We start from the raw sequence: 24,999 nt of genomic DNA on the forward strand, positions 1-24,999 counted from the left end.
AAAATGAGCACAGTAAACGAATTAGTAAACCGTATAGATGAGACATATGAGGTATCACAAATTGAAAAAGAAATTAAATTAGACAATATTGCTTTAAGTGATTTAGAACTATTGGCGACAGGTGGATATAGCCCGCTTACTGGTTTTTTAGGGAAGGAAGATTATGATTCAGTCGTAGAAACGCTTCGTTTAGCAAATGGTAGTGTGTGGAGTATACCGATTACATTACCGGTAACAGAAGAAGTCGCAGAAAGCCTGAAGACTGGAGAGGAAGTAAAGCTTGTCAACAATGGAAATATATATGGTGTTATTCAAATAGAAGATATTTTCGTACCAGATAAAGAAAAAGAAGCGTTACTTGTATATAAAACAACGGATGAGGTTCATCCAGGAGTGAAAAAGTTATATGAACGGCCAAACGTTTACGTTGGAGGAACTATTATTCTAACAAAACGCTTTGAAAATAATCAATTTCCTTCTTATCGTTTAGACCCAATTGAAACGAGAGAAGAATTTAAAAAACGTGGGTGGAAAACAGTAGTCGGATTTCAAACGAGAAACCCGGTACATCGTGCCCATGAGTATATTCAAAAATCTGCTCTTGAAATTGTAGATGGTCTCTTTTTAAATCCACTCGTTGGAGAAACGAAATCGGATGATATTCCTGCTGATGTAAGAATGGAAAGCTATGAAGTACTCCTTCAAAACTATTATCCGAAAAATCGTGTCTTTTTAAGTGTATTTCCTGCTGCAATGCGTTACGCAGGACCAAGGGAAGCTATATTTCATGCGTTAGTAAGAAAGAATTTTGGATGTACACACTTTATTGTAGGGCGTGATCATGCCGGAGTAGGAGATTATTACGGAACATACGAAGCGCAAGAAATCTTCACGAATTTTACGATAGAAGAGTTAGGCATTACACCACTATTCTTTGAACATAGTTTTTACTGCACGAAATGTGAAGCGATGGCTTCAACGAAAACATGTCCGCACGGAAAAGAAGATCATGTTATTTTATCGGGTACGAAAGTAAGAGAATTATTAAGAAACGGTGAGATTCCGCCAAGTACATTTAGTCGTAAAGAAGTAGTAGAAGTGCTAATTAAAGGTTTAAAAAAAGAAGTAGTAACAGAATAGGGAGAGAACGAGATGGATACGAATATTACTTGGCATATAGCTTCGGTTTCAAAAGATGATAGAAGAGTGAAGAATGGACATCACAGTTTTGTAATTTGGTTTACTGGTTTATCAGCTTCGGGTAAATCTACAGTAGCGAATGCGGTTGCTCGTAAACTATTTGAAAAGAATATTGGAAATTATGTGTTAGATGGGGATAATATTCGCCACGGTTTAAATAAAGACTTAGGTTTTTCTGAAAGTGATCGTATGGAGAATATAAGGCGTATTGGCGAAGTGGCGAAGCTATTTGTAGATCAAGGAACAGTTGTCCTTACAGCATTTATTTCACCATTTCGAGTAGATCGCAAACAAGTTAGGGATCTATTAGCGGCAGATGAGTTTATAGAAGTGTTTGTAAAATGTCCAATTGAAGAGTGTGAAAAACGTGATCCAAAAGGGTTATACAAAAAAGCGAGACAAGGTGATATTAAAGATTTTACAGGTATTGATTCACCGTATGAGGAACCAGATCGAGCGGAATTAATTGTAGAAACGCACAAGTATTCTATTGAAGAATGTGCAGAACAAATCGTGAAGTACTTACAAGAGCGTAGTTTTGTCCCGTTGTTTGCTGGGAAGTAAAACGCCCACCTCAAAATTCGGCTGGAGCAGGCTGTAAATGCCCGATTGGTGAGGGTTGATTAAAGTTTCACTTTATATAGGGGGATTTAAAAATGAGTTATGAAAAAGTATGGGCTAATAATGAAAAATTAAATCAGACTGAGAAAAATAAATTAGCAAAAGATGGTTTGGAAATTTTTAATGATATTCCTTACTATGCGGAAAATGGATTCGAATCTATTCCGAAAGAAGAGTGGGACGCATTTAAATGGGCAGGATTGTATTTGCAAAGACCGAAAGAAGCTGGCTATTTTATGATGCGTGTAAATATTCCTTCAGGGATTATTACAAATGCGCAGGCGGAAGTGCTTGCTTCTATCGCTGAGGATTATGGACGTGATGTAATAGATATTACGACAAGACAGGCGATTCAGTTTCACTGGTTAGAAATTCAGCAAATGCCAGATATTTTTAAAAGATTAGCAAGAGTTGGGTTATCTTCAGCAGGGGCGTGTGGTGATATAACACGTAATATTACAGGTAATCCACTTGCAGGAATTGATGCGAATGAACTGTTTGATACAACGCATATTGTGAAGGAGGTATATGACTATTTCCAACATAATGAAGAGTTTTCTAACTTACCACGTAAATTTAAAATGTCTATTAGTTCTAACGTTTATAACTCGGCAAACGCAGAGATTAACTGTGTTGCATTTACACCTGCTACGAAAGAAATAGATGGTGAGAAAAAAGTTGGTTTTCATATAAAAGTAGGCGGTGGATTATCAGCCCGTCCATATTTAGCTGATGAATTAGATGTGTTCGTTTTACCAGAAGAAGTGAAGGCGATAGCAATTGGGATTGCTACTATATTCCGTGATTTTGGATATCGCGAGAAACGTCATTTAGCTCGTTTGAAATTTCTTGTTGCAGACTGGGGAGCAGAGAAATTTAAAGAGAAACTAATAGAGTATACAGGACCATTGCAAAGTAAAGGAGAAAGTGCACTTAAAGGATGGAATGCAGGCTATTTTTATGGTGTTCAAGATCAAAAACAAGATGGATTAAAATATGTCGGTTTTAATGTGCCGGTAGGTCGTTTACATGCAAAAGAAATGTTTGAGATTGCAAGAATTGCAAAGCAGTATGGAAATGGACAAATTCGTACGTGTAACTCACAAAACTTCATCATTCCGAATGTTCCACCAGAAAATGTAACGGGTTTATTAAGTGAACCGTTGTTTGAAGCGATATCTGCAAGTCCGAAATCATTTATTGGTCATGCGGTTTCATGTACTGGTATTGAATATTGCAATCTTGCTCTAGTAGAAACGAAAGAAAGATTACGGAAAATTGCAGAATACTTAGATACAGAAATTGCACTTGATGTTCCAGTTCGAATTCATATGGTAGGATGCCCAAATTCATGTGGTCAACGTCAAATTGCTGACATCGGATTACAAGGGGTAAAAATGAAAACGAAGGAAAAAGGGATTGTTGAAGCATTTGAAATATATGTAGGTGGAACGTTGTTAGATGGCGGTGCCTATAATCAAAAGTTAAAAGGGAAAATAGATGGCGAGGATTTACCGGATGTACTCGCATCATTTATAAGTTATTTTAAAGAGAATAAGTTACCTGCCGAAACATTTTATGATTTTGTCGGACGTATCGGTGTAGATACATTGCAAATAGCTTTAAATAACGTGTTAGAAGAAGTAATAGCGTCTTAGGAGGGGCAATATGGAATTATATCGATTTGAAGCTGTGTTAGCGAATAATATCGTTCCGATTGTTGTTGTTGCTCAAAGTGAAGAGCAGGCATTTAAGCTTGCGGAGATTGAGCTTGAAAAGCATTTTTTACCGTTGCCAGAAGTAAAGGAAATCTCCTTATTTGAAAAAAAGAAGATTCGAAAAGGTGCGGCATTTGTTGTTCATGAGTAAATAACATTGAAATACGAACGTATACTAACTTCCATTCATGCATAAGGATGGAAGTTTCATTTTAATAGTAGAAATGAGGAGAGATGATGGGGAAGGTGTATATAGTTGGAGCGGGTCCTGGCGATCCGGATTTAATTACTGTTAAAGGATTGAAATGTATTGAGAAGGCAGATGTTATTTTATATGACCGTCTCGTGAATAAAGAATTGCTTTCATATGCAAAGCCTGAAGCGGATTTAATTTATTGCGGGAAACTCCCGAATTATCACACGATGAAGCAAGAGACAATTAACACATTTCTTATTAAATATGCGAAAAAAGGAAAAGTTGTAACGAGGTTAAAGGGCGGTGATCCATTTGTATTTGGTAGAGGGGGGGAAGAAGCTGAAGCGTTAGCAAAGCAGGGTGTACCATTTGAAATCGTTCCTGGAATTTCAGCTGGAATAGCTGCACCTGCTTATGCTGGTATTCCGGTGACGCATCGTGATGCAAGTGCGAGTTTTGCGGTTGTGACAGGGCATAGAAAAGAAGGTGCTGAAGAGGAAGTGAAGTGGGAAAATTTAGCGAAAGGTGTAGAGACCTTGGCAGTATATATGGGAGTTAGTAATTTGCCCTACATATGCGAACAACTTATGAAGCATGGAAAAGATAAAGGTACACCTGCTGCTATTATTGAACGGGGAACGACGTCTATGCAGCGTACAGTTGTCGGGACGTTAGGGACAATTGTAGATGTTGCGAGAAAAGAACAAATTCAAAATCCGAGTATGATTGTAATTGGAGAAGTTGTCCGTTTTAGAGAGAAAATTCATTGGTTTGAAAAACAAACGGAACAGACTTATCAAGTAAGTGGAGTGTTATAAAATGAAAGCCATCTTATATATATGTCATGGAAGTCGTTTGAGGGCAGCGAAAGAAGAGGCAATTCAATTTATTACGACATGTATGAGCCGTATAGAAGCGGCTATTCAAGAAGTTTGTTTTTTAGAGCTGGCGAATCCTTCTATTGAAGAAGGATTTCGTACATGTGCGAAGCGTGGTGCGACAGAGATTATTGCTATTCCTGTTTTCTTATTAGCAGCAGGCCATGTGAAGAATGATATTCCTTTTGAATTAGAAAAGTTAAATAATCAATACCCTAATATTAAAGTGACGTATGGTAATCCGTTTGGTGTATCAGAGACGCTTATAAAGTCGGTATATAACGGAAGTGGTATTGAAGAATATAAAGATGAAGTAACACTTTTACTCGTTGCAAGGGGTAGTAGCGATCCTGAAACTTTACAAGATATAAATCGGATCGCTACTTTATTTCAAGCAGAAGAAAAAATTGCTAAAGTAGAAGTTTGTTATTTAGCGGCTGCAGAGCCAAAATTTGAGGAGAAGTTAAAGGAAGTTGTAGAACGAAAAGAAAAGAACATCGTTGTACTGCCTTACTTGTTATTTACAGGTTTACTTATGAAACATATTGAGAAAGAAGTGCGCCAATATGAATTGGAAGAGATAAAAATCAGTCCATATTTAGGGAAGAATGAAGCGTTTCAAGATATGTTAATTCAGAAAACGACGGAGTTATTGAAGGGAGATCAGTATGTATCCACTTACAGTGCGAGTTAATGAGAAACGTGTTGTTGTTATTGGTGGGGGAAAAGTTGCAGGATTTAAAATTATTCCTTTACTCAAACAAGGTGCAGATATAGTTGTAATCAGTCCAGAATTAGATGCGAATTTAGTAAAACTTGTGGAAGAAAAGAAAATTCGTTGGTATCAAAGAGAATATGAAAAAAGTGATATTAAAAGTGCTTTTTTAGTTGTTGCAGCGAGTAGTGATTCAATATTAAATGAACAAGTTGCTGAAGATGCCGCGGAGAATCAATTAGTAAATGTTATTACAAATCCGGAAAGTGGTAATGTTCATTTTCCGGCAGCGATTCATCGTGGTTTGCTTAATATAGCAGTTTCTACTGGGGGAGCGAGCCCGAAGCTCGCAAAAAAAATTCGAGATGAGATTGCAAATAAATATGATGAGACATATGAATCGTATTTAGATTTTTTATATGAAGTAAGGGTGAAGTTAAAAGATTTACAGTTAGAAAAGAGGGAACGAAATATATTGCTCCAGGAAGTGTTGAAATCAGTATATATGCAAAACGAGGGGAAAAGAGAAAGTTTTTTGCGAGAATTAGAGGAAAAGGTTTTAAAATAATAAAAGATAAAGTGCGCTTTACAAATATAAAAATATAATTTATAATCACAAGTAACTTCAATAGATGAAATCGATGAGCAAGAAGAGTACGTATATTTGATGCGTTCAGAGAGCTGGGGTTAGGTGGGAGCCCGGTACGATAAATTATACAGAATGGGCTTGCGAGAGGTATGTTGAACATTGTAGTAGGCAACCCGGGTTCCGCCGTTAAAAGGATAGAGTATCGGAATTATTCCTGTACTTGAACAAGTGGGATTTATCAATCCAATTGAGGTGGTACCACGGTATTTACATTACATATATCGTCCTCTACATGCATATTTGCGTGTAGGGGACTTTTTTATTTTCTAAAGGAGGTGTGCGAGTATGAAATGAAAGTGTATAATTAACAAAAGTTTAAATATTCAGAAAAGGAGAATTTATGATGAAAGAAACACAGCAATGGACGTCGAAAATAGGCTTTGTACTCGCAGCAGCCGGAGCCGCAGTAGGTCTTGGTGCGATATGGAAATTTCCATATGTTGCAGGTAATGGCGGGGGAGGAGCATTCTTCCTTGTATTTTTACTATTAACTTTATTTATAGGTATGCCTCTTCTAATAGCGGAGTTTGTTATTGGACGTAGCACGCAAAAAGAGGCGGTTACAGCTTATAAAGTATTAGTGCCAAATAGCAAATTATATCCTTGGATTGGTCGTATGGGAGTTGTTACTTGTTTTAGTGTACTATCTTTTTATAGTGTTGTAGGTGGATGGATTTTACTTTATTTATATTATAGTGTGACAGGCAGTTTCTGGAATGGAGTAGCTGATTATGGACAATTGTTTGGTGAAACGATTTCAAATCCGTTAAGTGCGATTGGAGCACAATTTATCTTTATGCTTTGTACAATTTTTGTCGTAAGTAAAGGTGTAGAGAAAGGTATAGAAAAGGCAAGTAAGTACATGATGCCGCTATTATTTATTTTATTTATAGCGATTATTGTTCGTGCGTTAACACTCGATGGTGCTTTTGCTGGAGTAGAGTTCTTCTTAAAGCCAGATTTTTCAAAGCTTACAGCAGATACGATTTTATATGCGATGGGACAATCTTTCTTCTCGCTAACTGTAGGTGCCTCGGTAATGGTAACGTATAGTTCGTATTTAAAGAAAGAAGAACATTTAGCGAAATCAGCAACATCTATTGTAAGTTTAACTGTTTTTGTTACAGTACTTGCAGGATTAGCAATTTTCCCAGCGATTTTCGCATTAGGAGTTAAACCGACTGAAGGACCGGGATTACTGTTTATCGTCCTTCCAGCAGTATTTGCAAAAATACCATTTGGTCAATTTTTCTTTATTATGTTTTTAATTTTATTCTTCTTTGCGACTTTAACATCAGCAATTTCAATGCTTGAAATTGTAGTAGCATCTGTTGCGAAAGGTAATGAGAAGAAGCGTCCGTCAGCATCATTATTAATTGGTATTCTTATTTTTGCAGTCGGTATTCCATCAGCGTTATCATTTGGAATAATGAGTGACGTGAAAATATTCGGGAAAACATTTTTTGATTTAGTCGACTTTTCAGTAAGTAACGTATTGCTGCCGTTAGGAGTACTAGCTATTTCATTATTTGTACCAAATAAAATGAGTAAAGAATTGTTGATGAAAGAATTAGAAGTGACGGAAACGAAAGGGAAAACGTTATTTAACATTTGGTTCTTCTTACTTCGTTATGTCATTCCGGTAACTGTAATAATTGTATTTTTAAATGCGATAGGTATATTTAAAATGTTTGCATAAAAAAGACGGGGATCTACCGTCTTTTTTATGTTGATGAATGTAATAGCCGATTATACGCTTTATAGGCTGTGGTGACTGCGAGGAATGAACCGATTAAAAATAAAACTGAGCCGCCAAATGTAAATATCCGGCCGATATATGTCGTTCTAGCTTCTTCTATTTTTTGTTGTAATTGCGTATTCATATGGATCACCTCGTAAACTATAGGCATTTAGTTATAGTTTATGTAGAATGCCTATATTGTGTGAAGTGTAAATAAAAAACCTCGGTAGGCACCGAGGTTTTTTATAATCCGATATAAGGAGATGGGTCAACTGCGTTTGTCTTGCCGACATTCCATTCTCCAAGATGAAGTTCGAAGTGTAAATGTTGTCCGTATGATTGGCCCGTATTCCCCATAAATCCAAGCTGATCGCCTTGTTTTACAGTTTGTCCATTCGATACGGAACGGCTATTCATATGAGCATATACTGTCGTATATGTTTTTCCGTTTATACGGTGAGATAAGTACACTACGTTTCCGTAACTAGATGATAATTCTGAGCGAATAACAACGCCATCTGCAGCAGCGATAATTGGAACCGTTCCCGAAGCAGCGATGTCAATTCCTTTATGGTTATCTAAAGAACGTACACCGAATCCGGATGTTTTTGATCCAGCTGCTGGTTTGATAAAGCCACCGATATTTGTATCATGTGGTGTTGGAGCTGCTTGAGTTGCTTGAGCAGATTTAGTAGCTTGTTGTTTGCGAGCCTCTTCTGCCTGGCGAGCTTCTTCCGCTTTACGAGCTTCTTCGGCACGTTTTTCTTCTTCAATTGCTTTTTGAACAGCTTGACGTTGATTTTCTAAAATACCTTTGGATTCTTCTAATCCTTCAATCTCTGAATCTACTTTTGCTACTTTCGTATGTAGATCGTTAATAAGAGTTTGTTGCTGTTGTTGGTTATTTTGTAATTCTTGCTGTTTTTGTTCTAGTTTTTGCTCAGATTCTTTCAGTTGTTGTTCTTTTTTCTCAACAGCTTCTTTTTCTGTAGTTACAGCATTTTGATCAGATGTTTGTTTTTTTACAATATCTGTATCGTTGTTTAATATTAAACTTACGGAGTACATATTATCAACAAGATCAGCAATGTTTGTAGAGTTTGTTAATACTTCTGTAATGATATTTGTACGCGGTTTTTCTTGCATAGATTGTAATCGTTGTTTAATAACTTCCTGACGTGTATCTATGTTTGTTTGTAATTGTTCTATATGTTTCTTTTTGTCAGTAATTACTTGTTGTGTTTTGCTAATTTCTTTTTTTGTATCGTTTAATTCAGCCTCGTTTTTATTAATAGAAGTAGTTAATTCATCGATTTTCTTCTGTAATTCTTGAATTTCTTTTTCTATTTGTTCTTTCTCGACTGATTTATTTTGTAAGTCACTTTGTTTGCCTTCTAATTCAGATTGAATGTTAGTTAATTTATCTTGATTCGTTTCAGCGTATACGGGTGAAAGTAACGGGGAAGCAAAAATCGTTCCTGCTGCTAAAACACTAAACGCTGCAAATTTCTTTTTCATTGTTGTCTGACTCCTTTCCCTATGAATGTTATATATCATAAGAAGAAGGGTGTCTATCGTTGTAATCATAATGTAAAGAAAACTTTATAAAATTGCTAAGTTTTGTCGGAATTTATCATTTTTCAACTTTAATTGTCATAGTACTTACATTTTATTTATATGTGTAACAAAGGTAAATTTTTGATTTATTTGTAAAATGCAGGAGGGAAGTAAGAGTTTTTATGGGGTGAAATATTACTTAGAAAGCCAATGAAATACTAGTAAGGAATCGTTCTCATGTGAGGTTTTCTGACATGAGTTTATTTTTTGTCAAGAAAATTATTTGTGTTCGAGCAAAGTTATTTTGTTGTCAGATTTTAAATTTTGATTTATGATTTTTAACAGGGACAAAATGTAGTGAATTGTCGAATAATATGTAATACTCTTAATTTCTTAGTTTTATAGAGATAGAATGAGAGATAGAGTGACACATCGAAGAGGGGGTTACAACAAATATGAAAAGAATAGGACTTGCATGGCAAATATTAATAGGACTTGCACTTGGTATTGCAGTTGGGGCGATTTTCTTTGGCAATCCGGCTGTAGTGAGTTATTTACAACCAATTGGTGATATTTTCATCCGATTAATTAAAATGATCGTTGTACCGATTGTTGTAGCAAGTATTGTTGTTGGGGTTGCTGGTGTTGGCGATGTTAAAAAACTAGGTCGACTAGGCGGAAAAACAATTATTTACTTTGAAATTATTACAACAATTGCAATTATTGTTGGTCTATTAATAGCGAATATTTTCCAACCAGGAAAAGGCGTGAATATGGAGCAGTTAACAAAGACAGATATTTCAAAATATACACATACAACAGAGCAAGTACAAAGTCATTCATTTGCAGATACATTTGTAAATATTGTTCCAACGAACATTATGAAGTCATTAGCTGACGGAGATATGCTTGCTATTATCTTCTTCTCTGTACTATTTGGTTTAGGTGTAGCAGCAATTGGTGAAAGAGGAAGACCAGTTCTTCAATTTTTCCAAGGTGTAGCTGACGCAATGTTTTATGTAACAAACCAAGTTATGAAATTTGCACCATTTGGTGTGTTTGCACTAATTGGTGTTACAGTTTCTACATTTGGTCTTGCTTCATTAATTCCATTAGGGAAATTACTAATTGTCGTATATGGAGCAATGATCTTCTTCGTCGTAGTTGTCTTAGGACTTACAGCGAAAATATTTGGAATTAACATTTTCCAATTCTTTAAGATTTTAAAAGACGAGCTGATCTTAGCGTATTCTACAGCAAGCTCAGAAACAGTTTTACCGAAAATCATGGAGAAGATGGAGAAATTCGGTTGTCCGAAAGCAATTACATCTTTCGTTATTCCGACAGGTTATTCATTTAACTTAGATGGATCAACTTTATATCAAGCAATTGCGGCGATTTTCTTGGCGCAAATGTACGGTATTGATTTATCTATTACACAACAAATTACATTATTACTTGTATTAATGGTTACATCAAAAGGTATCGCAGGTGTACCGGGCGTATCATTCGTTGTATTATTAGCGACACTTGGTACAGTAGGTATTCCACCTGAAGGTTTAGCGTTCATTGCTGGTATTGACCGTATTTTAGATATGGCTCGTACAGCAGTTAACGTTGTAGGAAACTCTTTAGCAGCTGTAGTTATGTCTAAGTGGGAAGGTCAATATGACGCTGAAAAAGGACAAGCTTATTTAAAAGAGATTTCTGAAAAGGGTCAAGCTGCTTAATTATAATATGAACAAGCTCTCACATAATATGTGGGAGCTTTTCTGTATATAGAAGAGGAGCAGACATAATGAAACGTAAATATGGTGACGGTGCTTCGTGGAAGAGACTAATAGAAAAGAGTTATACGGTTAAGCAAGTGGAAGAGGGAATGCTCGGAATACTGGATATAAAAAAAGTGAGAGAGCCTAGTTGTAAAGAATATGATGGTAAAGAAATTTGTATTGCAAGTGATGGGTATACGTGGGTTCAATATTTCATTAATGGAAAGAACTTTGCGATTACAGCTATGTTAGATGATAGGCACAATTTAGTGCAATATTATATTGATGTGACGAAAGAATATGAAATAGACGATCGTGGTTTACCGTATTTTGATGATTTATATTTAGATGTAGTATTATTACCCAGCGGTAAGGTGTATATATTAGATGAAGAAGAGCTAGAGGATGCTTATAAAAGTGGCGATGTCACGAAGGAAGAGTATGAGTTAGCTTGGTACACTACGAAATGGATATTAGCAGCAATAAAAAATAGTGAATTTTATTGGATTTCAATATTGGAAGAAGAAATAGAAAAGTTAAAATGATTGTTGTATTCAAATTTTTGTATAATTACCAAAAAAATCTATACAAAAAATAATTGACTTTTGTTTTGTAAGCGAGTAAAGTTAGGGAAGAAATTATTATTAAAAAATAAATATGAAACCTTCTTATAAAGAGAGGCGGAGGGACTGGCCCTACGATGCCTCGGCAGCGGACTCGATTTCAGAGTGCTGTGCCAAATCCAGCAAGCGTGTGCTTGAAAGATGAGAAGAGTGTTTCTTATAGATGTATAAGACCTCTTCTCATCGGAAGAGGTCTTTTGTTATTCATTAGAAAAAGGTTGAAACTAGGGAGAGATGGTACTTTGAAAGAAACGAGAGGAAATGGTTTAGCTTTATTACCACTTGGGATATTTTTGGCGCTATTTATTGGTTCTGGAATTATTACAGGTGATTTCTATAAATTGCCGATACTTGTAGCGATTTCAATTGCTGTAGGAGTTGCTTTAGTGATGAATCGTAAAGAAAGTTTTAATGTGAAAGTAGAGCGGTTCGCTAAAGGTGCAGGAAATCCAGATATTATGATTATGGTATTAATTTTTGTGCTTGCTGGTGCATTTTCTGAGACTGCTAAAGGAATGGGCGGGGTAGACTCAACTGTTAATTTAGCGTTAACTATTTTACCGCCAGGATTTATCGTAGCTGGAATCTTTGTTATTGGTGCATTTATTTCATTAGCTATGGGGACTTCAATGGGAACAATTGCAGCGTTAGCACCAATTGCTGTAGGTATTAGTGGTCAAACTGATATCTCAATTGCGCTTACGATGGCTACTGTTGTTGGCGGAGCGATGTTTGGTGATAATTTATCATTTATTTCAGATACAACAATCGCAGCTGTTCGTTCACAAGGAACAGAAATGAAAGATAAGTTTAAAACGAACTTTTTAATTGTATTACCAGCGGCTATTATTACAATTGTACTATTAGTAATAGTTACTTCAGGAAGTGATACGCAGGTTAAAGCGCATAGCTTTGATTGGATAAAGATTTTACCGTACGCAGGAGTACTTATTACAGCTCTACTTGGCTGGAATGTACTTATCGTATTAACTGGTGGAACTGTACTATCTGGTGTTATCGGTCTTATAGATGGAAGTTACACGTTAGAAAGTTTCTTTAAAAGTGTAACGACTGGAATGGGCGGTATGATGGAGTTAGTATTACTTGCTATATTAATTGGCGGTATGGTTGAATTAATCCAATATAATGGTGGTATTCAATATTTAATGAATGTATTAACACGTAATATTCGTTCGAAAAAAGGAGCGGAATTTGGTATTGCTGGTTTAGTGAGTATGACGAATATGTGTACAGCAAATAATACGATTTCGATTATTTTTACAGGCCCGCTTGCAAAAAATATTGCGGATCAATATGAAATAGATCCTCGTAAATCAGCGAGTGTATTAGATCTTTTCTCATGTTGTGTGCAAGGGTTGATCCCGTACGGTGCCCAAATGTTAACGGCAGCAGGATTTGCAGCGTTATCTCCGGTTGAATTGTTACCATATGCATTTTATCCAATTTTAGTTGGAGTATGTGGGATTGTTTCTATTTTAATTGGGTTTCCAAGGTTTTCGAAAGTAGCTGAGAAAAAAAAGTATCATAAAACAGCTTAATCTAATATGAACGTTAGTAATTAAAAAACGTGCAGAGAATAGACTCTGCACGTTTTTTTGCGTAAAGGGCTGAATATGACTCGGTCTTAAGTCTGAGTTAAAAACGGTTCTTAAGCTCGTTATGGAAAGATGAAAAAATAGTTAAGATAAGAGTATCAAATCGAAGGGAGGCAAGCACAAGATGAAACAATTTCTAGCGTTTATCGCAGCCGGTATTTTGGCTTTAATTGCTCTTGGTAGTCTTGCTGGTATTGTAGGATTCGCAATCGGAGCAGGAGTTGTATATTGGAGCTATAAATCATTTGTGCGAGCTAAATCATTTTTTGGAAAGTTAGCTTGGGGTATTGTTGGTTTAATCGGTTTATCCATTGCACTTTCTCATTCACCAGCATTAATCGGTATCGCTGCTTTAGTGGTTTTATACTACGGATACCGTGAGTGGAAAAAAGAAAAAGATGTAGTTGTTGAATCTGCTCCAGAAAGTTCTAAACCATATAGCAACTTTGAAGATGAGTGGAACAAATTAATGAAAAACTAAAACAATAAATCAAATTATAATTAAAGTAGAAGAGAGGAAGATTTATAATGAAACAATCTTTATTCGGACGTGTACGCGATGCAATTTTAGCTGATTTTCATAACGTGTTAGATGAGAAGGAAAGAAAAAATCCAATTGCGATGTTAAACCAATATTTACGTGATAGTGAGCGTGAAATAACAAAAATTGAGAAGTTAATTGAGCGTCATAAAACATTAAAATCTAACTTCGCTCGTGAGCTTGAGCAAGCACGTTATTTCGTTAATAAAAGATCAAAGCAAGCTATCATTGCTCAAGAAGCAGGCGAATTACAATTGCACGAACGTGCGTTAGAAGAGGTAGCTTATTATGAAGGGCAAGTAACTCGATTAGAAGAAATGTATGCAGGTGTTGTAGAGCAAATTGATGAGTTAGAGCGTCGTCTTTCTGAAATGAAAAATAAATTAAAAGAAATGCACGCAAAGCGTATGGAACTAATGGCACGTGAAAATATGGCACATGCAAATCGTCGGATGAATACTGCGATGCATAAAATGGATGAAAATAATCCATTCTTACGATTTGAAGAAATTGAAGATCACATTCGTGACTTAGAAACTCGTATGAATGAAGGGTATGAGCGTGACACATTTGATATGAAAATTGCAAAACTTGAGCGTGAAATGAAAGAAAAGAATGATGTATCGTTAACGAAAGAGTTAACAAAATAATAGTAGTATATTATAAAACAGGCTTATGATATAGTGATAGGAGAAAAGGTGTTGGAAAGCAATGCCTTTTCTTCTATGTATATGTGACAAGAAGGGGGGGAGCTGAAGTGAAGAAACATTTTTCAAAGACACAATTAATGGGGATGCTCCTCATCATATTTGGGTTCGGTCTTTTTCTTGATATGATACTTGGACATTTTGAACCAGGTGGTCTCATTTTTGCATTTATTATGCTTATGTTTGGAAGGCATTATCGTAAAAAGAATCGTTATGTACGGGGGAATGTATTTTTATTTGTTGGTGGTATCGTATTTTTATTTTTCTTATTTTCATCAGCGGCATTTGTTCTTGTCGTATTTGCTTGTTTAGCTTTAATTGGTTATCAATTGATTCAACAAGGACATCAGCAAAAAGCAATGAAGGTTGAAATTAAAGAAAAAGGGATTATAGACGAAGAGAAGCAAATATATCGTACAGAACCATATTTGAAAAATATGTTTGTAGGCAATGTACGAATGATGGATCATATTTATGAACTTGAGGATATTAATGTTCAATATGGTGCTTGTGATGTGGAAATAGATTTAACAACTGCTATGATTCCAGAAGGAGAAACAGTAATTGTTATTCGAGGTGTTGTTGGTAATATTCGTTTATATGTGCCATATGATATTGAACTTTCTTTAAATCACTCTGTTATTGTCGGCCGTGTGCTCTTGCCAGGTCATGAAGAGACAGGGTTTAACCGCAATGTTACATTTAGAACAGAGCAGTATAAAGAGGCTCCTCGTCGTATTAAAATTATTTCTTCGCTTGTCGTAGGCGACACGGAAGTGAGGAAAGTATAATGAAGAAACAAAAAAATATTTCGTGGATGTATATTCGTTATTCTATGTTGTCCTCTGTTAGTATCGCACTCATTTGTACAATTGTATATGTATGGAAAAGCGAGCAACAAGTGTATGATTTATTATGGAAGGAATCCATCGCTTCTGTTCCAATTGGCTTGTTTATTATGACTACAAGTTTACTTATCGGGGGAATTGTAGGATATGCAATCGGTTACTATATAGAGCAGCGTATACAAGGATTAAATACTTTTCTATTTGAAGTAGAGCGAGGGAATTTTCCGAGTGATGTTTCGTTTACTGCGGATGATGAATTTCATGAAGTGGAACGAAAAGTAATCGTTCTGGCTCGTCGATTAGAGGAGCAAGCTGGACTCTTTCAAAAAGTAACGAATGAACGAGCTCATTGGAATGAAGAGATGAGACAAGAAGCGATTTCTCAAGAAAGGCATCGCTTAGCAAGGGAGTTGCATGATTCAGTAAGTCAGCAGCTTTTCGCAATGTCGATGATGATGTCAGCGATTAATGAACAAATAACTGAATTTCCAGATGTGACAAAAAAACAATTACAACTTGTTGAAAATATGGTTGTAAATGCTCAATCAGAAATGAGAGCATTGCTCCTTCATTTACGTCCTGTACAATTGGAAGGTAAGAAACTGACAGAAGGTATAGAGGAATTATTAACGGAATTATCGCGAAAACAACATATGAAAATTGAATGGCTTATTGAGCCAATAGAATTAAAAAAAGGTGTAGAAGATCATTTATTCCGTATTGTGCAAGAAGCGCTATCAAATACGTTGCGACACGCGAAGGCAAAGAAAACAGAAGTGCGCCTTCGAAAAATTGATCAATATGCGATTTTAAAAATCATTGATGACGGTGTTGGGTTTGAAGTAGGCGTTAATAAAGCCGGTTCCTATGGCTTAAGATCGATGCAAGAGCGTGTTCATGAAATTGGTGGGACACTCAAGGTACTGAGTTTTCCGGCCAAAGGTACACAAATAGAAGTGAAAGTACCGATTATGCTTGAGAGAGGGGGAGAAGTATGATAAAAGTATTGCTTGTCGATGATCATGAAATGGTTCGTATGGGTGTATCGGCATATTTATCTACACAACCAGATATTGAAGTGGTCGGGGAAGCTGAAAATGGAAAAAAAGGATCAGAATTAGCACTGCAATTAAGACCGGATATTATTTTAATGGACCTTGTTATGGATGAGATGGATGGTGTCGAAGCAACACGTGCTATTATTCAAGAATGGCCAGAAGCAAAAATTGTAGTTGTAACAAGCTTTTTAGATGACGAAAAATTGTATCCTGTTATTGAGGCTGGGGCGACTAGTTATTTATTAAAAACATCAAGAGCAAGTGATATAGCGGACGCTGTACGAGCTACTTATGATGGAGAAACGGTATTAGAGCCGAAAGTTACCGGGAAAATGATGTCCCGTATGCGTCAAAAGAAAGAGCAACCTTTGCATGAGGAGTTAACAGAAAGAGAGTCTGAAATTTTGTTATTAATTGCAGAGGGGAAAAGTAATCAAGAGATTGCAGATGAATTGTTTATTGCCCTCAAAACAGTAAAGACACATGTGAGTAATATATTAAATAAACTAAATGTAAGTGACCGGACACAGGCGGTTATTTATGCATTTAGACATCAATTAACGAAATGATAAAGTGCAACTTTAATCAGTGGGGGACTATCCCCATTGATTATTAGTTTGCATCAAATCTTTTTATTGACGCTAATAAATGTAAGCGTTATCATTAAGTTGTTAACAGTACATACAAAGGGGAGAATGTATATGTTAGTTCAAACTATATTCGGAATGGATAAGTCTAAAAAATTAGGGGATTATGTGAACGCATTACAAGCGCTTTGTGAACAATATAATGTTGAAACAGATAAAATTGCGATTATTGAGGCAACAGAGGAATACTATTTATTTTTAGTAAAGCAAGAAGACTGCTATGATGTTGTTAAGGTAGAAACAGTTGATACGAATATTGAATATTATACGAAAGCGTATAAAATAAGTAGTTTTAATCATACTGCTTATCAAATGTAAAAAAACTCCCTTTCGGGAGTTTTTTTAAGATGCTTTTGCGTCGGTTATTAAGGGAACTTTTTTAGCACCGCTTAGTTTAGCGATAGTAAATCCGATAAGTGCTCCGGCTAATGCTGGTAATAGCCAGCCTATTCCTTCATTATATAAAGGAATAAATTCAAAGTTGGACGTGATAAACGAGACTGGAATACCGCCTTGTTTTAATCCATCAAATACGCTCACAACTGCTGCTCCGATTAAAGCACCTACATAAACAGAGCGATATCCACCGAAGTATTTATGAAGTAACGATAGTAGTACGAGTACAATCGCAATTGGATATACAACAAGTAGAATTGGAACAGAGATTGCGATAATTTTTGTTAAACCTAAGTTGGCAACTAATAATCCTAATGCGCAAATGATACTCGCGAACGTTTTGTATGAAAATGTAGTCAATAATATTGAAAAATATTGGCTGCACGCAGATACGAGTCCAACGCATGTCGTTAAACAAGCGAGTGTAACGATAAGAGATAATAGGAGCAAACCGTATGGGCCGAATAATTGTTGTACGATAACAGTAAGTAGCTGTCCACCATTTTTTGCATATCCGAGAGAGACACTAGTTGTCCCAAGCCAGCCGAGTGCACCATATACAAGTACGAGTCCTGTAGCGGCAATAAGTCCTGCTTTTGCTGTGGCGATGGCAATGGACTTACGATCATTCACACCTTTAGAGCGAATTGCATTTACAACGATAATTCCAAATGCAAGTGCTGAAATGGTGTCCATTGTTAAGTACCCTTCCATAAAGCCTTTGAAGATTGGAGAAGTTTGATACTCTTGCATAGCTGGTCCTGATTGTCCAAGTGGTGTAAAGACACTTTTAACAAACAATAAGAAAATTGAGAGTAATAAAATAGGTGTTAATATATTTCCAATACGATCGACAAGTTTAGATGGATTTAAACTCAGCCAAAATACGATAGTAAAGAATATGATTGTATATACAAATAGCACTAGGCTGCTAGAGCGGATTGTTTCTGGTAAGAAAGAACTAACACCCATTTCATAAGCAACATTTGCAACACGTGGGATGCCCATGGATGGACCGATGGCAATGTATACAACTACCGTAAAGAAAATTCCGAATAATGGATGAACATGACTTGCAAGTTGCTGCATTCCATTTCCTGATAGAGAAATTGCGATAACAGTAAGTAGTGGTAAGCCAACTCCTGTTAGTAAAAATCCAATCATTGCGGGCCAAAAGTTTTCACCTGCGTTTTGGCCAAGCATGGGAGGGAAAATTAAATTACCTGCCCCAAAAAATAAAGAAAATAGCATAAGACCCGTGAAAAAAATATGTTTTTTTGATACAGTGTTCATTGTTTTTCCTCCTTTTTTAAATTCATTTGTAAGAACACAAAAAACTCGTCCCTAAAGAAAGGGACGAGTTATATTTACCCGCGATACCACCCTAATTTACACATGTAGAAATAAATCTATATGTATACGGCTTTGCAACGTACAACATGATACGTGTTCCTTGTAACGGGGGACGGCCGGTAAGAACTTACTGTAACATTCGGTTCTACTTCTCGGAGATGATTTTCGGTTACGCACTGAACGTTGGCTTTCAGCAAATCGCCAACTCTCTGGGGAACAGTTCTATAACGTACTCGTTCTCGTCAATGAATTTTTATTCAAGTATTCTGACAGTATTGTTGCATGTTTTTTTTAGAAAGTCAATATGTTTTTTGAAAGATATATTTATATACGGAAATATCGAAAGTAATATTCGTTGTTGCAAAAGGAATAATGAATTGTAAAATGGGAGTAAAAATTTGTGGAGAATTGTAAAATTTATAGAGAAAGTTGATATTTATAGGAGTAAAGAAGGGATTATTTGAATTTACAGAGAATATTACAACAATCCACTTGCTGGAAAGAACAAACCAAAAGAGGTGACTGAAATGCTTGCGATGGGAGTATTATTTGGCATTATTGCTATAATTGGTTTTATGTGGTTATATTATTCGCGTTCGTTTAAACAAGCAGAAGTTTTACTCTTTCAAAAAGGTAGTTTGTTGACAAATCAGTCTAGATATTTAGTATGTCCGAAGTGTGGAAGTGCACAGGCCAGAAGTGGAGGATATCAAGAGTGTTGCAAAATTAGATTATGAAAGAAAGGAAGCCTCACATTATTTTGTGAGGCTTCCTTCCTTACAACTTCATGGCGCTCCAAATTGTCCATCGATCTCTTTCAATAATAGGAGAGACGTTTTGTAATGTGGTCTGTATATGTTGTAGAAGTTGAGAAAGTTCATCATCTGTTAACTCATATAGAATGGATCGACCTGTTCGAGGAGATAAATCTTGTAGCAATGCTTCTACAGAATCATGTATTTTTCGTACTTCCCATTGTGTTTGTGTGGGAAGCACGTGAAGAGAATGTTTTTGTAATTCTTTCTGTATCGTGTTGGTTTTTGGACGTCTTTTTGACTCTATTTCAATGAGTTTTGGAAATATAGAGAAAAAATATCCACGAATGTGTTCGGGATTTCCTGGAACTGTACAATCTTCAATCGTTCGATCTTGTAAAATAAGTACACCGTTTTTATTTAATATACGAGAAGCTTCACATAAAAATGTAGGAATGTCTTGTAAATGATGAATAACTGCGCGCGAAATAACTATGTCGAATGTTTCGTTAGGGTATGGGATATTATGTGCATCACCGTGGATGAAAGAAATATTTGGGAAATTGTTGCAATTTTCTTTTGCAGCTTGTAATATTTCTTTTGAAAAATCAAGTCCCACAACATTTTTGGCTCCCATAAGAGCAAGTTCTTTCGTATAAATCCCGCCACCGCAGCCAATATCAATTATTTGCTTGTTTTGTATGTCTGTAATGTTTTTTACCATTTCAGCCCAAGAAATATGAGCGTTTCTTGTTGCGTATGTGTATTTATTATTTGCATCATGAAAATTAATGGACATGATAAAGACCTCCTTTCAATGATTAGTATAACTTATTTAATAGGATGTCACGTTTTTGTTTTATGTATGAAGATTATAAGAATTTCTTATCGTAAAAGGAGGATTAATTTGAAAGGGAAATATGTATTGTTGTTATTTGTTATGTTACTAGCAGCTTGTGGTCAAGCTGAGCAAAAACAAGAAACAAAAAAAGTAGAAGAGACGGTGAATGAAGTGAAAGAAACAATAGGGGTAACCGTTATACAAAAAAAACATAAAGAGAAAAAGTTGCAGGAATCAGAAGCGAAGTTAGTAATAGACATTTTGGATAAAGCTGAGAAACAAGAAATAACCGGAAGCTTCGGTGAACCTGAATATGAAATACAAATTAGTAGAGAGGGGAAAAAAGAAACTTATTATGCATGGTTAAGGGGAGAAGATAGACGAGGATGGGTGCAATATAAGAAAGTTATGTATATGTTGAATGAAAAAGATACGGAAAAGCTTTTGGCTATATTTCCAAATGTTTCAGAACAAAAAGAAGAAGAGATGCAGGTAGGTCCTTTAACGGAGGTAACAAAAAAAGATTTGCAGATTACCGCGTTTCATATTAAAGCAGGCGATCAAAACGTGAATTATATGGTACGGTATACGATTTCACAATCACTATACAACAAGTTAGTGAAGGAACAAGAATATTATTTGCAACTCACTTTCCCAGAAAAAGTTCAAAAATTAATTGGAGCAAAAGAGAGTGAAATGATTTTAGGTGAAAAAGTAAAGGAAGGGTATAAGCAATATGAATTGCATGCTACTGTGCAGGTAAAAGGCGCTTCAGAATCACAATTAAAATCATTAGAAACATATTACGAAAAGTATGATTTAAAAATATTAAACAGTGAAAAAGAAAAAATAGGTGTGTTTCAAAATATAATTCAAATCGTTAAAGAGTATGGTGAAAAAATGAATTTCCAAAGATAAAGTGAGAATTTAATCGGCGGAGGCTGCTCATTTCTCATTGATTAATAGTCTTTGCCAATTCGGCGTTGACTCTCACTTAACTTCTTTGTTTCAACTGAATTTTGGGGTAAGGCCCTTATTGGCTGTAACTGAATTGTAAATTCTATATAGCCTTTCCTAGGAAATGATAATAGAGAGGGGAGAAGAACACCCTCTCTATTATTTTGCTTTTGCAGATGGCTCATTCATTGATTTTCGTGTAATAAGAAATGAAATCATAAGAGCGGAAAGAATGATAAGAGTGATAAGTAAGTGATTTGGCAACCAATCTAATAATAATACATAGCTCACTGTATAAAAAATAAGAGTTGAAGCTAAAAATGATAAAACACTTATTATGAGAGATTGTAAATTCATTCGTATATACCTCCTTTATTTATATTTTTGGCTAAAAATGGATTAAATAAACATTATTTCTAACAATAGAAAAAAATATGTCATAATAAAGAGGAGAATAATTTTTGATGAGCTTGTATGACTCGTTACAGGGGGTTAAAGGAGAGAGATGAAAAATAATAAAAAAGGATTATGGGGAATTATTGTTGCCATAGGATTATTTTTACTGTCTAAGTTAAAGTGGGTATTTGCAATTTTTAAATTAGCAAAGTTTTCAACGGTATTTAGTATGTTTCTATCGCTTGGCGCATACGCAGTTCTATATGGTTGGAAATTTGGGGTGGCGCTCATTTATTTGTTGTTTGTTCATGAAATGGGCCATTTATGGGCTGCGAAAAGAAAAGGGATTCCAACATCGCCAGCAATCTTTATCCCATTTATGGGGGCTCTTATTGGAATGAAAGAGATGCCGAAAAATGCAAAAGATGAAGCTTACATTGCCTATATGGGTCCGCTTTTCGGGCTTCTGTCATATTTACCCGCGATACCGCTTTACATAATGACGAAAGAACCATTTTGGGCGCTTGTTATTTTGCTTGGAAGTATGATTAATTTCTTTAATTTAATTCCCGTTTCGCCGCTAGATGGTGGGCGAATTATTTCAGTTGTCAGCACTAAAATTTGGGGAGCAGGCCTTATTTTATTACTTGGCTATTCAATTTACTTTAAAAGTATTTTGGGAGGATTTATTGTTATTATCGGTTGTATGGAATTATATAGAGTGATAAAGAGAGATGAGCCGATTAAGGAATTAGGATATAGAATTGATGGAATGAAAGAATATGTTGCAAGGCTTGAAGAGGAGTTAAAAGAAACTGGTGCAGTACATCGAAATATATATATGATGCAACATGAAATAAATGTATTAAGGCAAAAAGAACGAGAGAAAGAATTAAAAACAGGAGAACTTCAAAAGCTTGAAGTGTTAGAGTATCTTTTACCAAAGTTTGAGCCACTTGATTACGTCCCATATGAAGATGAAAAAGAAACATATACAATTCATATAAGAGAAGCATTTGAAATGTCAGAAAGAAAATTACAGGAATGGGATGCAGACAAGAGACAACAGGAAAACTATTATAAAGTGGATGCGAAAACGAAATGGACAGTATTTGCTTGTTATATCGGATTAATGGCTATACTCGGTTACACAGCTTATGAAGGATATATTGTTTTACAAGAACATTTGCCAACGAGAAACGTATAGAAAAATATTGTCGAAATGATAGGAAGAATTTATACAGGAAGTATATTTCTACGAGAGAATGTTACAAGTATAGCCATACATTATAATATCTTTAGTAGAGAAGGAGTTCTGTATATGAAGAAATTGTTACGTGTATTCGGGATTATTATCGTAATGATCATCGCGAGTTATAGTCTTATGAAAGTGCTGTTACATTATGCGAATAAGCCTGCTGAGGTAAATACAATAGCTCAAGTAGAAGATGTGCAAGAAGAGACAAAAGTGCTAGATTTTATTCGAATGACACATGAAAGCTATAATAATTTCTTAAATTACGGTAAAGCAGAGAATTATACAGACGGGGATTGGAATCAATTTAAGCAATGGTTTCAACAACAAGAACCATCTTTAAAAAATATACATACGGAAATAAAGAATGAAAAAATAAAACGCGATGTAAATAGAAGCTATGAAATTGTAAAAAAGGGTGTGGAACTTCAAAATATTGAGTATGTAGTGTATGCCCACCGTGTATATCATGACTTGGATATTATCGTAAATAAATATAGGGGGGAAACGAATATCTGGGGGTATACAGAGTTTGGCGAGGGGAAAGATATAAAAGTAATTGAACAAGCTATACAAACAAAATAATAAGCTAGCTAGAATTCTAGTTAGCTTATTTTCTTTTGTAAGTACAATGTTCATATATTATTCACAAAAACAACGTGTTAATAGTGATTAAAATCACAATCTGCATTATAAGATTCAGTTAAACTAAAAACAGTTAAGGAAATAGAGGAGTGGGATACAATGTTAAGTGCAAAAACAATTGAAATCGTAAAGTCAACAGTACCATTATTACAAGAAAAAGGCGTTGAAATTACAACGAGATTTTATGAAATTTTATTTTCAGAACATCCGGAGTTATTGAATATTTTCAACCATACGAATCAGAAAAAGGGAAGACAACAACAAGCGTTAGCGAATGCTGTTTATGCAGCTGCAACGTACATTGATAATTTAGAAGCAATTATTCCAGTTGTAAAACAAATTGGTCATAAGCATAGAAGTTTAGGTATTAAAGCTGAGCATTATCCGATTGTAGGTACATGTTTACTACGTGCCATTAAAGAGGTCGCAGGTGCACCTGATGAAGTTTTAAATGCATGGGGAGAAGCATATGGTGTCATTGCTGATGCATTTATTAGCATTGAAGCAGAGATGTATGAAGAAGCTGCACATAAAGAAGGTGGATGGAAAGACTTCCGTAACTTTGTGATTGTTAAAAAAGTGAAGGAAAGCGATGTTATTACGTCATTTTATTTGAAACCTGAAGATGGAGGGAAAGTTTCTTCATTCATCCCAGGTCAATATGTAACGGTTCAAATCAATATTGAAGGTGAGACATATACACATAATCGTCAATACAGTTTATCCGATGCACCTGGGAAAGAATATTATCGTATTAGTGTAAAGAAAGAAAAAGGTGTAGATACACCAGACGGTAAAGTGTCTAATTACTTACATGAACATGTAAAAGAAGGAGATGTTTTACCAGTAAGTGCACCAGCGGGAGATTTCGTGTTAAATATGGATTCAACATTACCAGTTGTACTAATTAGTGGTGGAGTAGGGATTACACCGATGATGAGTATGTTAAATACGTTAATTGAACAAGATTCAAAACGTAATGTATATTTTATTCATGCAGCAATAAATAGTAATACACATGCAATGAAAGAACACGTTAAGGCAGTAGAAAATGAATATGAACAAGTTAAAGCATATACTTGTTATTCTGCACCGACTGAAAAAGATTTAGAAATGAAGAACTTTGATAAAGAAGGTTTCGTTGAAAGCGAATGGTTAAAAACTATTATTCAGACAACTGAAGCAGAATTTTATTTCTGTGGTCCAGTAGCATTTATGAAGCATATAAATGCTGCACTAACTGATTTAGGTGTGAAACAAGAGCATATTCATTATGAATTTTTCGGCCCAGCAACAAGCTTACAATAAGACAGA

The 24,999-nt window shown here is 35.4% G+C and carries 27 protein-coding genes, 1 riboswitch and 2 other annotated features; of the genes, 22 read left to right on the forward strand and 5 right to left on the reverse strand.

Translation table 11 applies throughout. The features are described from left to right. The first annotated feature begins 3 nt into the window (after positions 1–3). The 8 genes from sat to AC0ONG_RS05840 all read left to right on the forward strand — a co-directional run bounded on the left by sat (position 4) and on the right by AC0ONG_RS05840 (position 7,676). Positions 4–1,140 carry a sulfate adenylyltransferase gene (gene sat, locus AC0ONG_RS05805; RefSeq protein WP_000108784.1) on the forward strand — a complete coding sequence of 379 codons (1,137 nt, stop codon included), beginning with the start codon at positions 4–6 and terminating at the stop codon, positions 1,138–1,140. 12 nt (positions 1,141–1,152) lie between these two features. Continuing rightward, positions 1,153–1,764 carry an adenylyl-sulfate kinase gene (cysC, locus tag AC0ONG_RS05810; RefSeq protein WP_000380490.1) on the forward strand — a complete coding sequence of 204 codons (612 nt, stop codon included), beginning with the start codon at positions 1,153–1,155 and terminating at the stop codon, positions 1,762–1,764. A gap of 92 nt (positions 1,765–1,856) precedes the next feature. Beyond that, the gene (locus AC0ONG_RS05815) at positions 1,857–3,479 is read left to right on the forward strand and encodes a nitrite/sulfite reductase (RefSeq protein WP_136997022.1); all 1,623 of its coding nucleotides are present in this window, start codon (positions 1,857–1,859) and stop codon (positions 3,477–3,479) included. 10 nt (positions 3,480–3,489) lie between these two features. After that, positions 3,490–3,690 carry a DUF3906 family protein gene (locus tag AC0ONG_RS05820; protein WP_000424930.1) on the forward strand — a complete coding sequence of 67 codons (201 nt, stop codon included), beginning with the start codon at positions 3,490–3,492 and terminating at the stop codon, positions 3,688–3,690. Positions 3,691–3,776: 86 nt separating this feature from the next. After that, positions 3,777–4,553: a uroporphyrinogen-III C-methyltransferase gene (gene cobA, locus AC0ONG_RS05825; protein ID WP_000521277.1), complete on the forward strand. Its 777-nt coding sequence runs from the start codon at positions 3,777–3,779 to the stop codon at positions 4,551–4,553. Between the two features lies 1 nt (position 4,554). Beyond that, on the forward strand, positions 4,555–5,307 hold the full coding sequence (locus AC0ONG_RS05830; protein ID WP_136997021.1) for a sirohydrochlorin chelatase: 753 nt from the start codon (positions 4,555–4,557) through the stop codon (positions 5,305–5,307). Continuing rightward, a complete protein-coding gene (locus tag AC0ONG_RS05835; protein WP_000283361.1) occupies positions 5,282–5,896 on the forward strand; it encodes an NAD(P)-binding protein in 615 nt (204 codons plus the stop codon). The genes AC0ONG_RS05830 and AC0ONG_RS05835 overlap by 26 nt, the downstream gene beginning before the upstream one ends. A gap of 64 nt (positions 5,897–5,960) precedes the next feature. Then, positions 5,961–6,209: a binding site (T-box leader), on the forward strand. A gap of 111 nt (positions 6,210–6,320) precedes the next feature. Then, a complete protein-coding gene (locus AC0ONG_RS05840) occupies positions 6,321–7,676 on the forward strand; it encodes a sodium-dependent transporter (RefSeq protein WP_000665434.1) in 1,356 nt (451 codons plus the stop codon). 25 nt (positions 7,677–7,701) lie between these two features. Here the strand turns inward: AC0ONG_RS05840 and AC0ONG_RS05845 are convergent, their stop codons facing one another. Further along, the gene (locus AC0ONG_RS05845) at positions 7,702–7,860 is read right to left on the reverse strand and encodes a hypothetical protein (protein ID WP_001096007.1); all 159 of its coding nucleotides are present in this window, start codon (positions 7,858–7,860) and stop codon (positions 7,702–7,704) included. Positions 7,861–7,961: 101 nt separating this feature from the next. Then, positions 7,962–9,236, reverse strand: coding sequence for a murein hydrolase activator EnvC family protein (locus AC0ONG_RS05850; RefSeq protein ID WP_000726091.1), 1,275 nt, complete (start codon positions 9,234–9,236; stop codon positions 7,962–7,964). A 494-nt stretch (positions 9,237–9,730) separates the two neighbouring features. Here AC0ONG_RS05850 and gltP point away from each other — a divergent pair, with 494 nt between their 5' ends. The 9 genes from gltP (at position 9,731) to AC0ONG_RS05895 (ending at position 17,405) form a co-directional block, all read left to right on the forward strand. Further along, on the forward strand, positions 9,731–11,005 hold the full coding sequence (gltP, locus tag AC0ONG_RS05855) for a glutamate/aspartate:proton symporter GltP (protein WP_000821134.1): 1,275 nt from the start codon (positions 9,731–9,733) through the stop codon (positions 11,003–11,005). Positions 11,006–11,073: 68 nt separating this feature from the next. Next, positions 11,074–11,592 (forward strand): ribonuclease FAU-1 family protein, encoded by a 519-nt coding sequence (locus AC0ONG_RS05860; RefSeq protein WP_000824630.1) that lies wholly within the window; start codon positions 11,074–11,076, stop codon positions 11,590–11,592. Between the two features lie 120 nt (positions 11,593–11,712). After that, a riboswitch (SAM riboswitch) is annotated at positions 11,713–11,818 on the forward strand. 94 nt (positions 11,819–11,912) lie between these two features. Further along, positions 11,913–13,229, forward strand: coding sequence for a Na+/H+ antiporter NhaC family protein (locus AC0ONG_RS05865; RefSeq protein WP_000665498.1), 1,317 nt, complete (start codon positions 11,913–11,915; stop codon positions 13,227–13,229). 181 nt (positions 13,230–13,410) lie between these two features. Continuing rightward, a complete protein-coding gene (locus tag AC0ONG_RS05870) occupies positions 13,411–13,767 on the forward strand; it encodes a lmo0954 family membrane protein (RefSeq protein ID WP_000808640.1) in 357 nt (118 codons plus the stop codon). 47 nt (positions 13,768–13,814) lie between these two features. After that, positions 13,815–14,477: a PspA/IM30 family protein gene (locus tag AC0ONG_RS05875; RefSeq protein ID WP_136997019.1), complete on the forward strand. Its 663-nt coding sequence runs from the start codon at positions 13,815–13,817 to the stop codon at positions 14,475–14,477. A gap of 107 nt (positions 14,478–14,584) precedes the next feature. After that, positions 14,585–15,325, forward strand: coding sequence for a cell wall-active antibiotics response protein LiaF (gene liaF / locus AC0ONG_RS05880; protein WP_000716094.1), 741 nt, complete (start codon positions 14,585–14,587; stop codon positions 15,323–15,325). Further along, positions 15,325–16,380, forward strand: a complete 1,056-nt coding sequence (locus AC0ONG_RS05885; RefSeq protein WP_000744327.1) for a sensor histidine kinase — start codon at positions 15,325–15,327, stop codon at positions 16,378–16,380. The genes liaF and AC0ONG_RS05885 overlap by 1 nt, the downstream gene beginning before the upstream one ends. Beyond that, positions 16,377–17,009, forward strand: a complete 633-nt coding sequence (locus AC0ONG_RS05890; RefSeq protein ID WP_000598702.1) for a response regulator — start codon at positions 16,377–16,379, stop codon at positions 17,007–17,009. The genes AC0ONG_RS05885 and AC0ONG_RS05890 overlap by 4 nt, the downstream gene beginning before the upstream one ends. Before the next feature lie 57 nt (positions 17,010–17,066). Beyond that, entirely contained in the window at positions 17,067–17,405 is a 339-nt protein-coding gene (locus tag AC0ONG_RS05895; protein WP_118961699.1) for a DUF3922 domain-containing protein, read from the forward strand. 24 nt (positions 17,406–17,429) lie between these two features. Here AC0ONG_RS05895 and brnQ3 read toward each other — a convergent pair whose 3' ends face one another. Then, on the reverse strand, positions 17,430–18,776 hold the full coding sequence (gene brnQ3, locus AC0ONG_RS05900) for a branched-chain amino acid transport system II carrier protein BrnQ3 (RefSeq protein WP_016097999.1): 1,347 nt from the start codon (positions 18,774–18,776) through the stop codon (positions 17,430–17,432). 56 nt (positions 18,777–18,832) lie between these two features. After that, positions 18,833–19,091, reverse strand: a binding site (T-box leader). Between the two features lie 272 nt (positions 19,092–19,363). Here brnQ3 and AC0ONG_RS05905 point away from each other — a divergent pair. Continuing rightward, positions 19,364–19,573 (forward strand): hypothetical protein, encoded by a 210-nt coding sequence (locus AC0ONG_RS05905; RefSeq protein WP_000880630.1) that lies wholly within the window; start codon positions 19,364–19,366, stop codon positions 19,571–19,573. A gap of 40 nt (positions 19,574–19,613) precedes the next feature. Here AC0ONG_RS05905 and AC0ONG_RS05910 read toward each other — a convergent pair whose 3' ends face one another. After that, positions 19,614–20,390, reverse strand: coding sequence for a class I SAM-dependent methyltransferase (locus AC0ONG_RS05910; protein ID WP_136997017.1), 777 nt, complete (start codon positions 20,388–20,390; stop codon positions 19,614–19,616). Positions 20,391–20,498: 108 nt separating this feature from the next. Between AC0ONG_RS05910 and AC0ONG_RS05915 the strand changes: the two genes are divergently transcribed. Further along, entirely contained in the window at positions 20,499–21,350 is an 852-nt protein-coding gene (locus AC0ONG_RS05915) for a YhfM domain-containing protein (protein ID WP_000677055.1), read from the forward strand. Positions 21,351–21,548: 198 nt separating this feature from the next. On the opposite strand, the gene AC0ONG_RS05920 is transcribed toward AC0ONG_RS05915, so the two are convergent. Further along, positions 21,549–21,746, reverse strand: a complete 198-nt coding sequence (locus AC0ONG_RS05920; protein WP_001053359.1) for a hypothetical protein — start codon at positions 21,744–21,746, stop codon at positions 21,549–21,551. Between the two features lie 148 nt (positions 21,747–21,894). Between AC0ONG_RS05920 and AC0ONG_RS05925 the strand changes: the two genes are divergently transcribed. The 3 genes from AC0ONG_RS05925 (at position 21,895) to hmpA (ending at position 24,993) form a co-directional block, all read left to right on the forward strand. Then, positions 21,895–22,992 (forward strand): site-2 protease family protein, encoded by a 1,098-nt coding sequence (locus tag AC0ONG_RS05925; RefSeq protein ID WP_000794497.1) that lies wholly within the window; start codon positions 21,895–21,897, stop codon positions 22,990–22,992. 114 nt (positions 22,993–23,106) lie between these two features. Further along, the gene (locus tag AC0ONG_RS05930) at positions 23,107–23,625 is read left to right on the forward strand and encodes a hypothetical protein (protein WP_000735433.1); all 519 of its coding nucleotides are present in this window, start codon (positions 23,107–23,109) and stop codon (positions 23,623–23,625) included. A 159-nt stretch (positions 23,626–23,784) separates the two neighbouring features. Next, entirely contained in the window at positions 23,785–24,993 is a 1,209-nt protein-coding gene (gene hmpA / locus AC0ONG_RS05935; RefSeq protein ID WP_000947319.1) for an NO-inducible flavohemoprotein, read from the forward strand. Positions 24,994–24,999: the final 6 nt, after the last annotated feature.

This window comes from Bacillus sp. TCT6 (genome assembly GCF_056033845.1).

Coding starts and splice junctions, on each gene's coding strand:
- sat (WP_000108784.1), top strand. CDS start 4: ATGAGCACAGTAAACGAATTAGTAAACCGTATAGATGAGACATATGAG.
- cysC (WP_000380490.1), top strand. CDS start 1,153: ATGGATACGAATATTACTTGGCATATAGCTTCGGTTTCAAAAGATGAT.
- AC0ONG_RS05815 (WP_136997022.1), top strand. CDS start 1,857: ATGAGTTATGAAAAAGTATGGGCTAATAATGAAAAATTAAATCAGACT.
- AC0ONG_RS05820 (WP_000424930.1), top strand. CDS start 3,490: ATGGAATTATATCGATTTGAAGCTGTGTTAGCGAATAATATCGTTCCG.
- cobA (WP_000521277.1), top strand. CDS start 3,777: ATGGGGAAGGTGTATATAGTTGGAGCGGGTCCTGGCGATCCGGATTTA.
- AC0ONG_RS05830 (WP_136997021.1), top strand. CDS start 4,555: ATGAAAGCCATCTTATATATATGTCATGGAAGTCGTTTGAGGGCAGCG.
- AC0ONG_RS05835 (WP_000283361.1), top strand. CDS start 5,282: ATGTATCCACTTACAGTGCGAGTTAATGAGAAACGTGTTGTTGTTATT.
- AC0ONG_RS05840 (WP_000665434.1), top strand. CDS start 6,321: ATGAAAGAAACACAGCAATGGACGTCGAAAATAGGCTTTGTACTCGCA.
- AC0ONG_RS05845 (WP_001096007.1), bottom strand. CDS start 7,860: ATGAATACGCAATTACAACAAAAAATAGAAGAAGCTAGAACGACATAT.
- AC0ONG_RS05850 (WP_000726091.1), bottom strand. CDS start 9,236: ATGAAAAAGAAATTTGCAGCGTTTAGTGTTTTAGCAGCAGGAACGATT.
- gltP (WP_000821134.1), top strand. CDS start 9,731: ATGAAAAGAATAGGACTTGCATGGCAAATATTAATAGGACTTGCACTT.
- AC0ONG_RS05860 (WP_000824630.1), top strand. CDS start 11,074: ATGAAACGTAAATATGGTGACGGTGCTTCGTGGAAGAGACTAATAGAA.
- AC0ONG_RS05870 (WP_000808640.1), top strand. CDS start 13,411: ATGAAACAATTTCTAGCGTTTATCGCAGCCGGTATTTTGGCTTTAATT.
- AC0ONG_RS05875 (WP_136997019.1), top strand. CDS start 13,815: ATGAAACAATCTTTATTCGGACGTGTACGCGATGCAATTTTAGCTGAT.
- AC0ONG_RS05885 (WP_000744327.1), top strand. CDS start 15,325: ATGAAGAAACAAAAAAATATTTCGTGGATGTATATTCGTTATTCTATG.
- AC0ONG_RS05890 (WP_000598702.1), top strand. CDS start 16,377: ATGATAAAAGTATTGCTTGTCGATGATCATGAAATGGTTCGTATGGGT.
- brnQ3 (WP_016097999.1), bottom strand. CDS start 18,776: ATGAACACTGTATCAAAAAAACATATTTTTTTCACGGGTCTTATGCTA.
- AC0ONG_RS05905 (WP_000880630.1), top strand. CDS start 19,364: ATGCTTGCGATGGGAGTATTATTTGGCATTATTGCTATAATTGGTTTT.
- AC0ONG_RS05910 (WP_136997017.1), bottom strand. CDS start 20,390: ATGTCCATTAATTTTCATGATGCAAATAATAAATACACATACGCAACA.
- AC0ONG_RS05920 (WP_001053359.1), bottom strand. CDS start 21,746: ATGAATTTACAATCTCTCATAATAAGTGTTTTATCATTTTTAGCTTCA.
- AC0ONG_RS05925 (WP_000794497.1), top strand. CDS start 21,895: ATGAAAAATAATAAAAAAGGATTATGGGGAATTATTGTTGCCATAGGA.
- AC0ONG_RS05930 (WP_000735433.1), top strand. CDS start 23,107: ATGAAGAAATTGTTACGTGTATTCGGGATTATTATCGTAATGATCATC.
- hmpA (WP_000947319.1), top strand. CDS start 23,785: ATGTTAAGTGCAAAAACAATTGAAATCGTAAAGTCAACAGTACCATTA.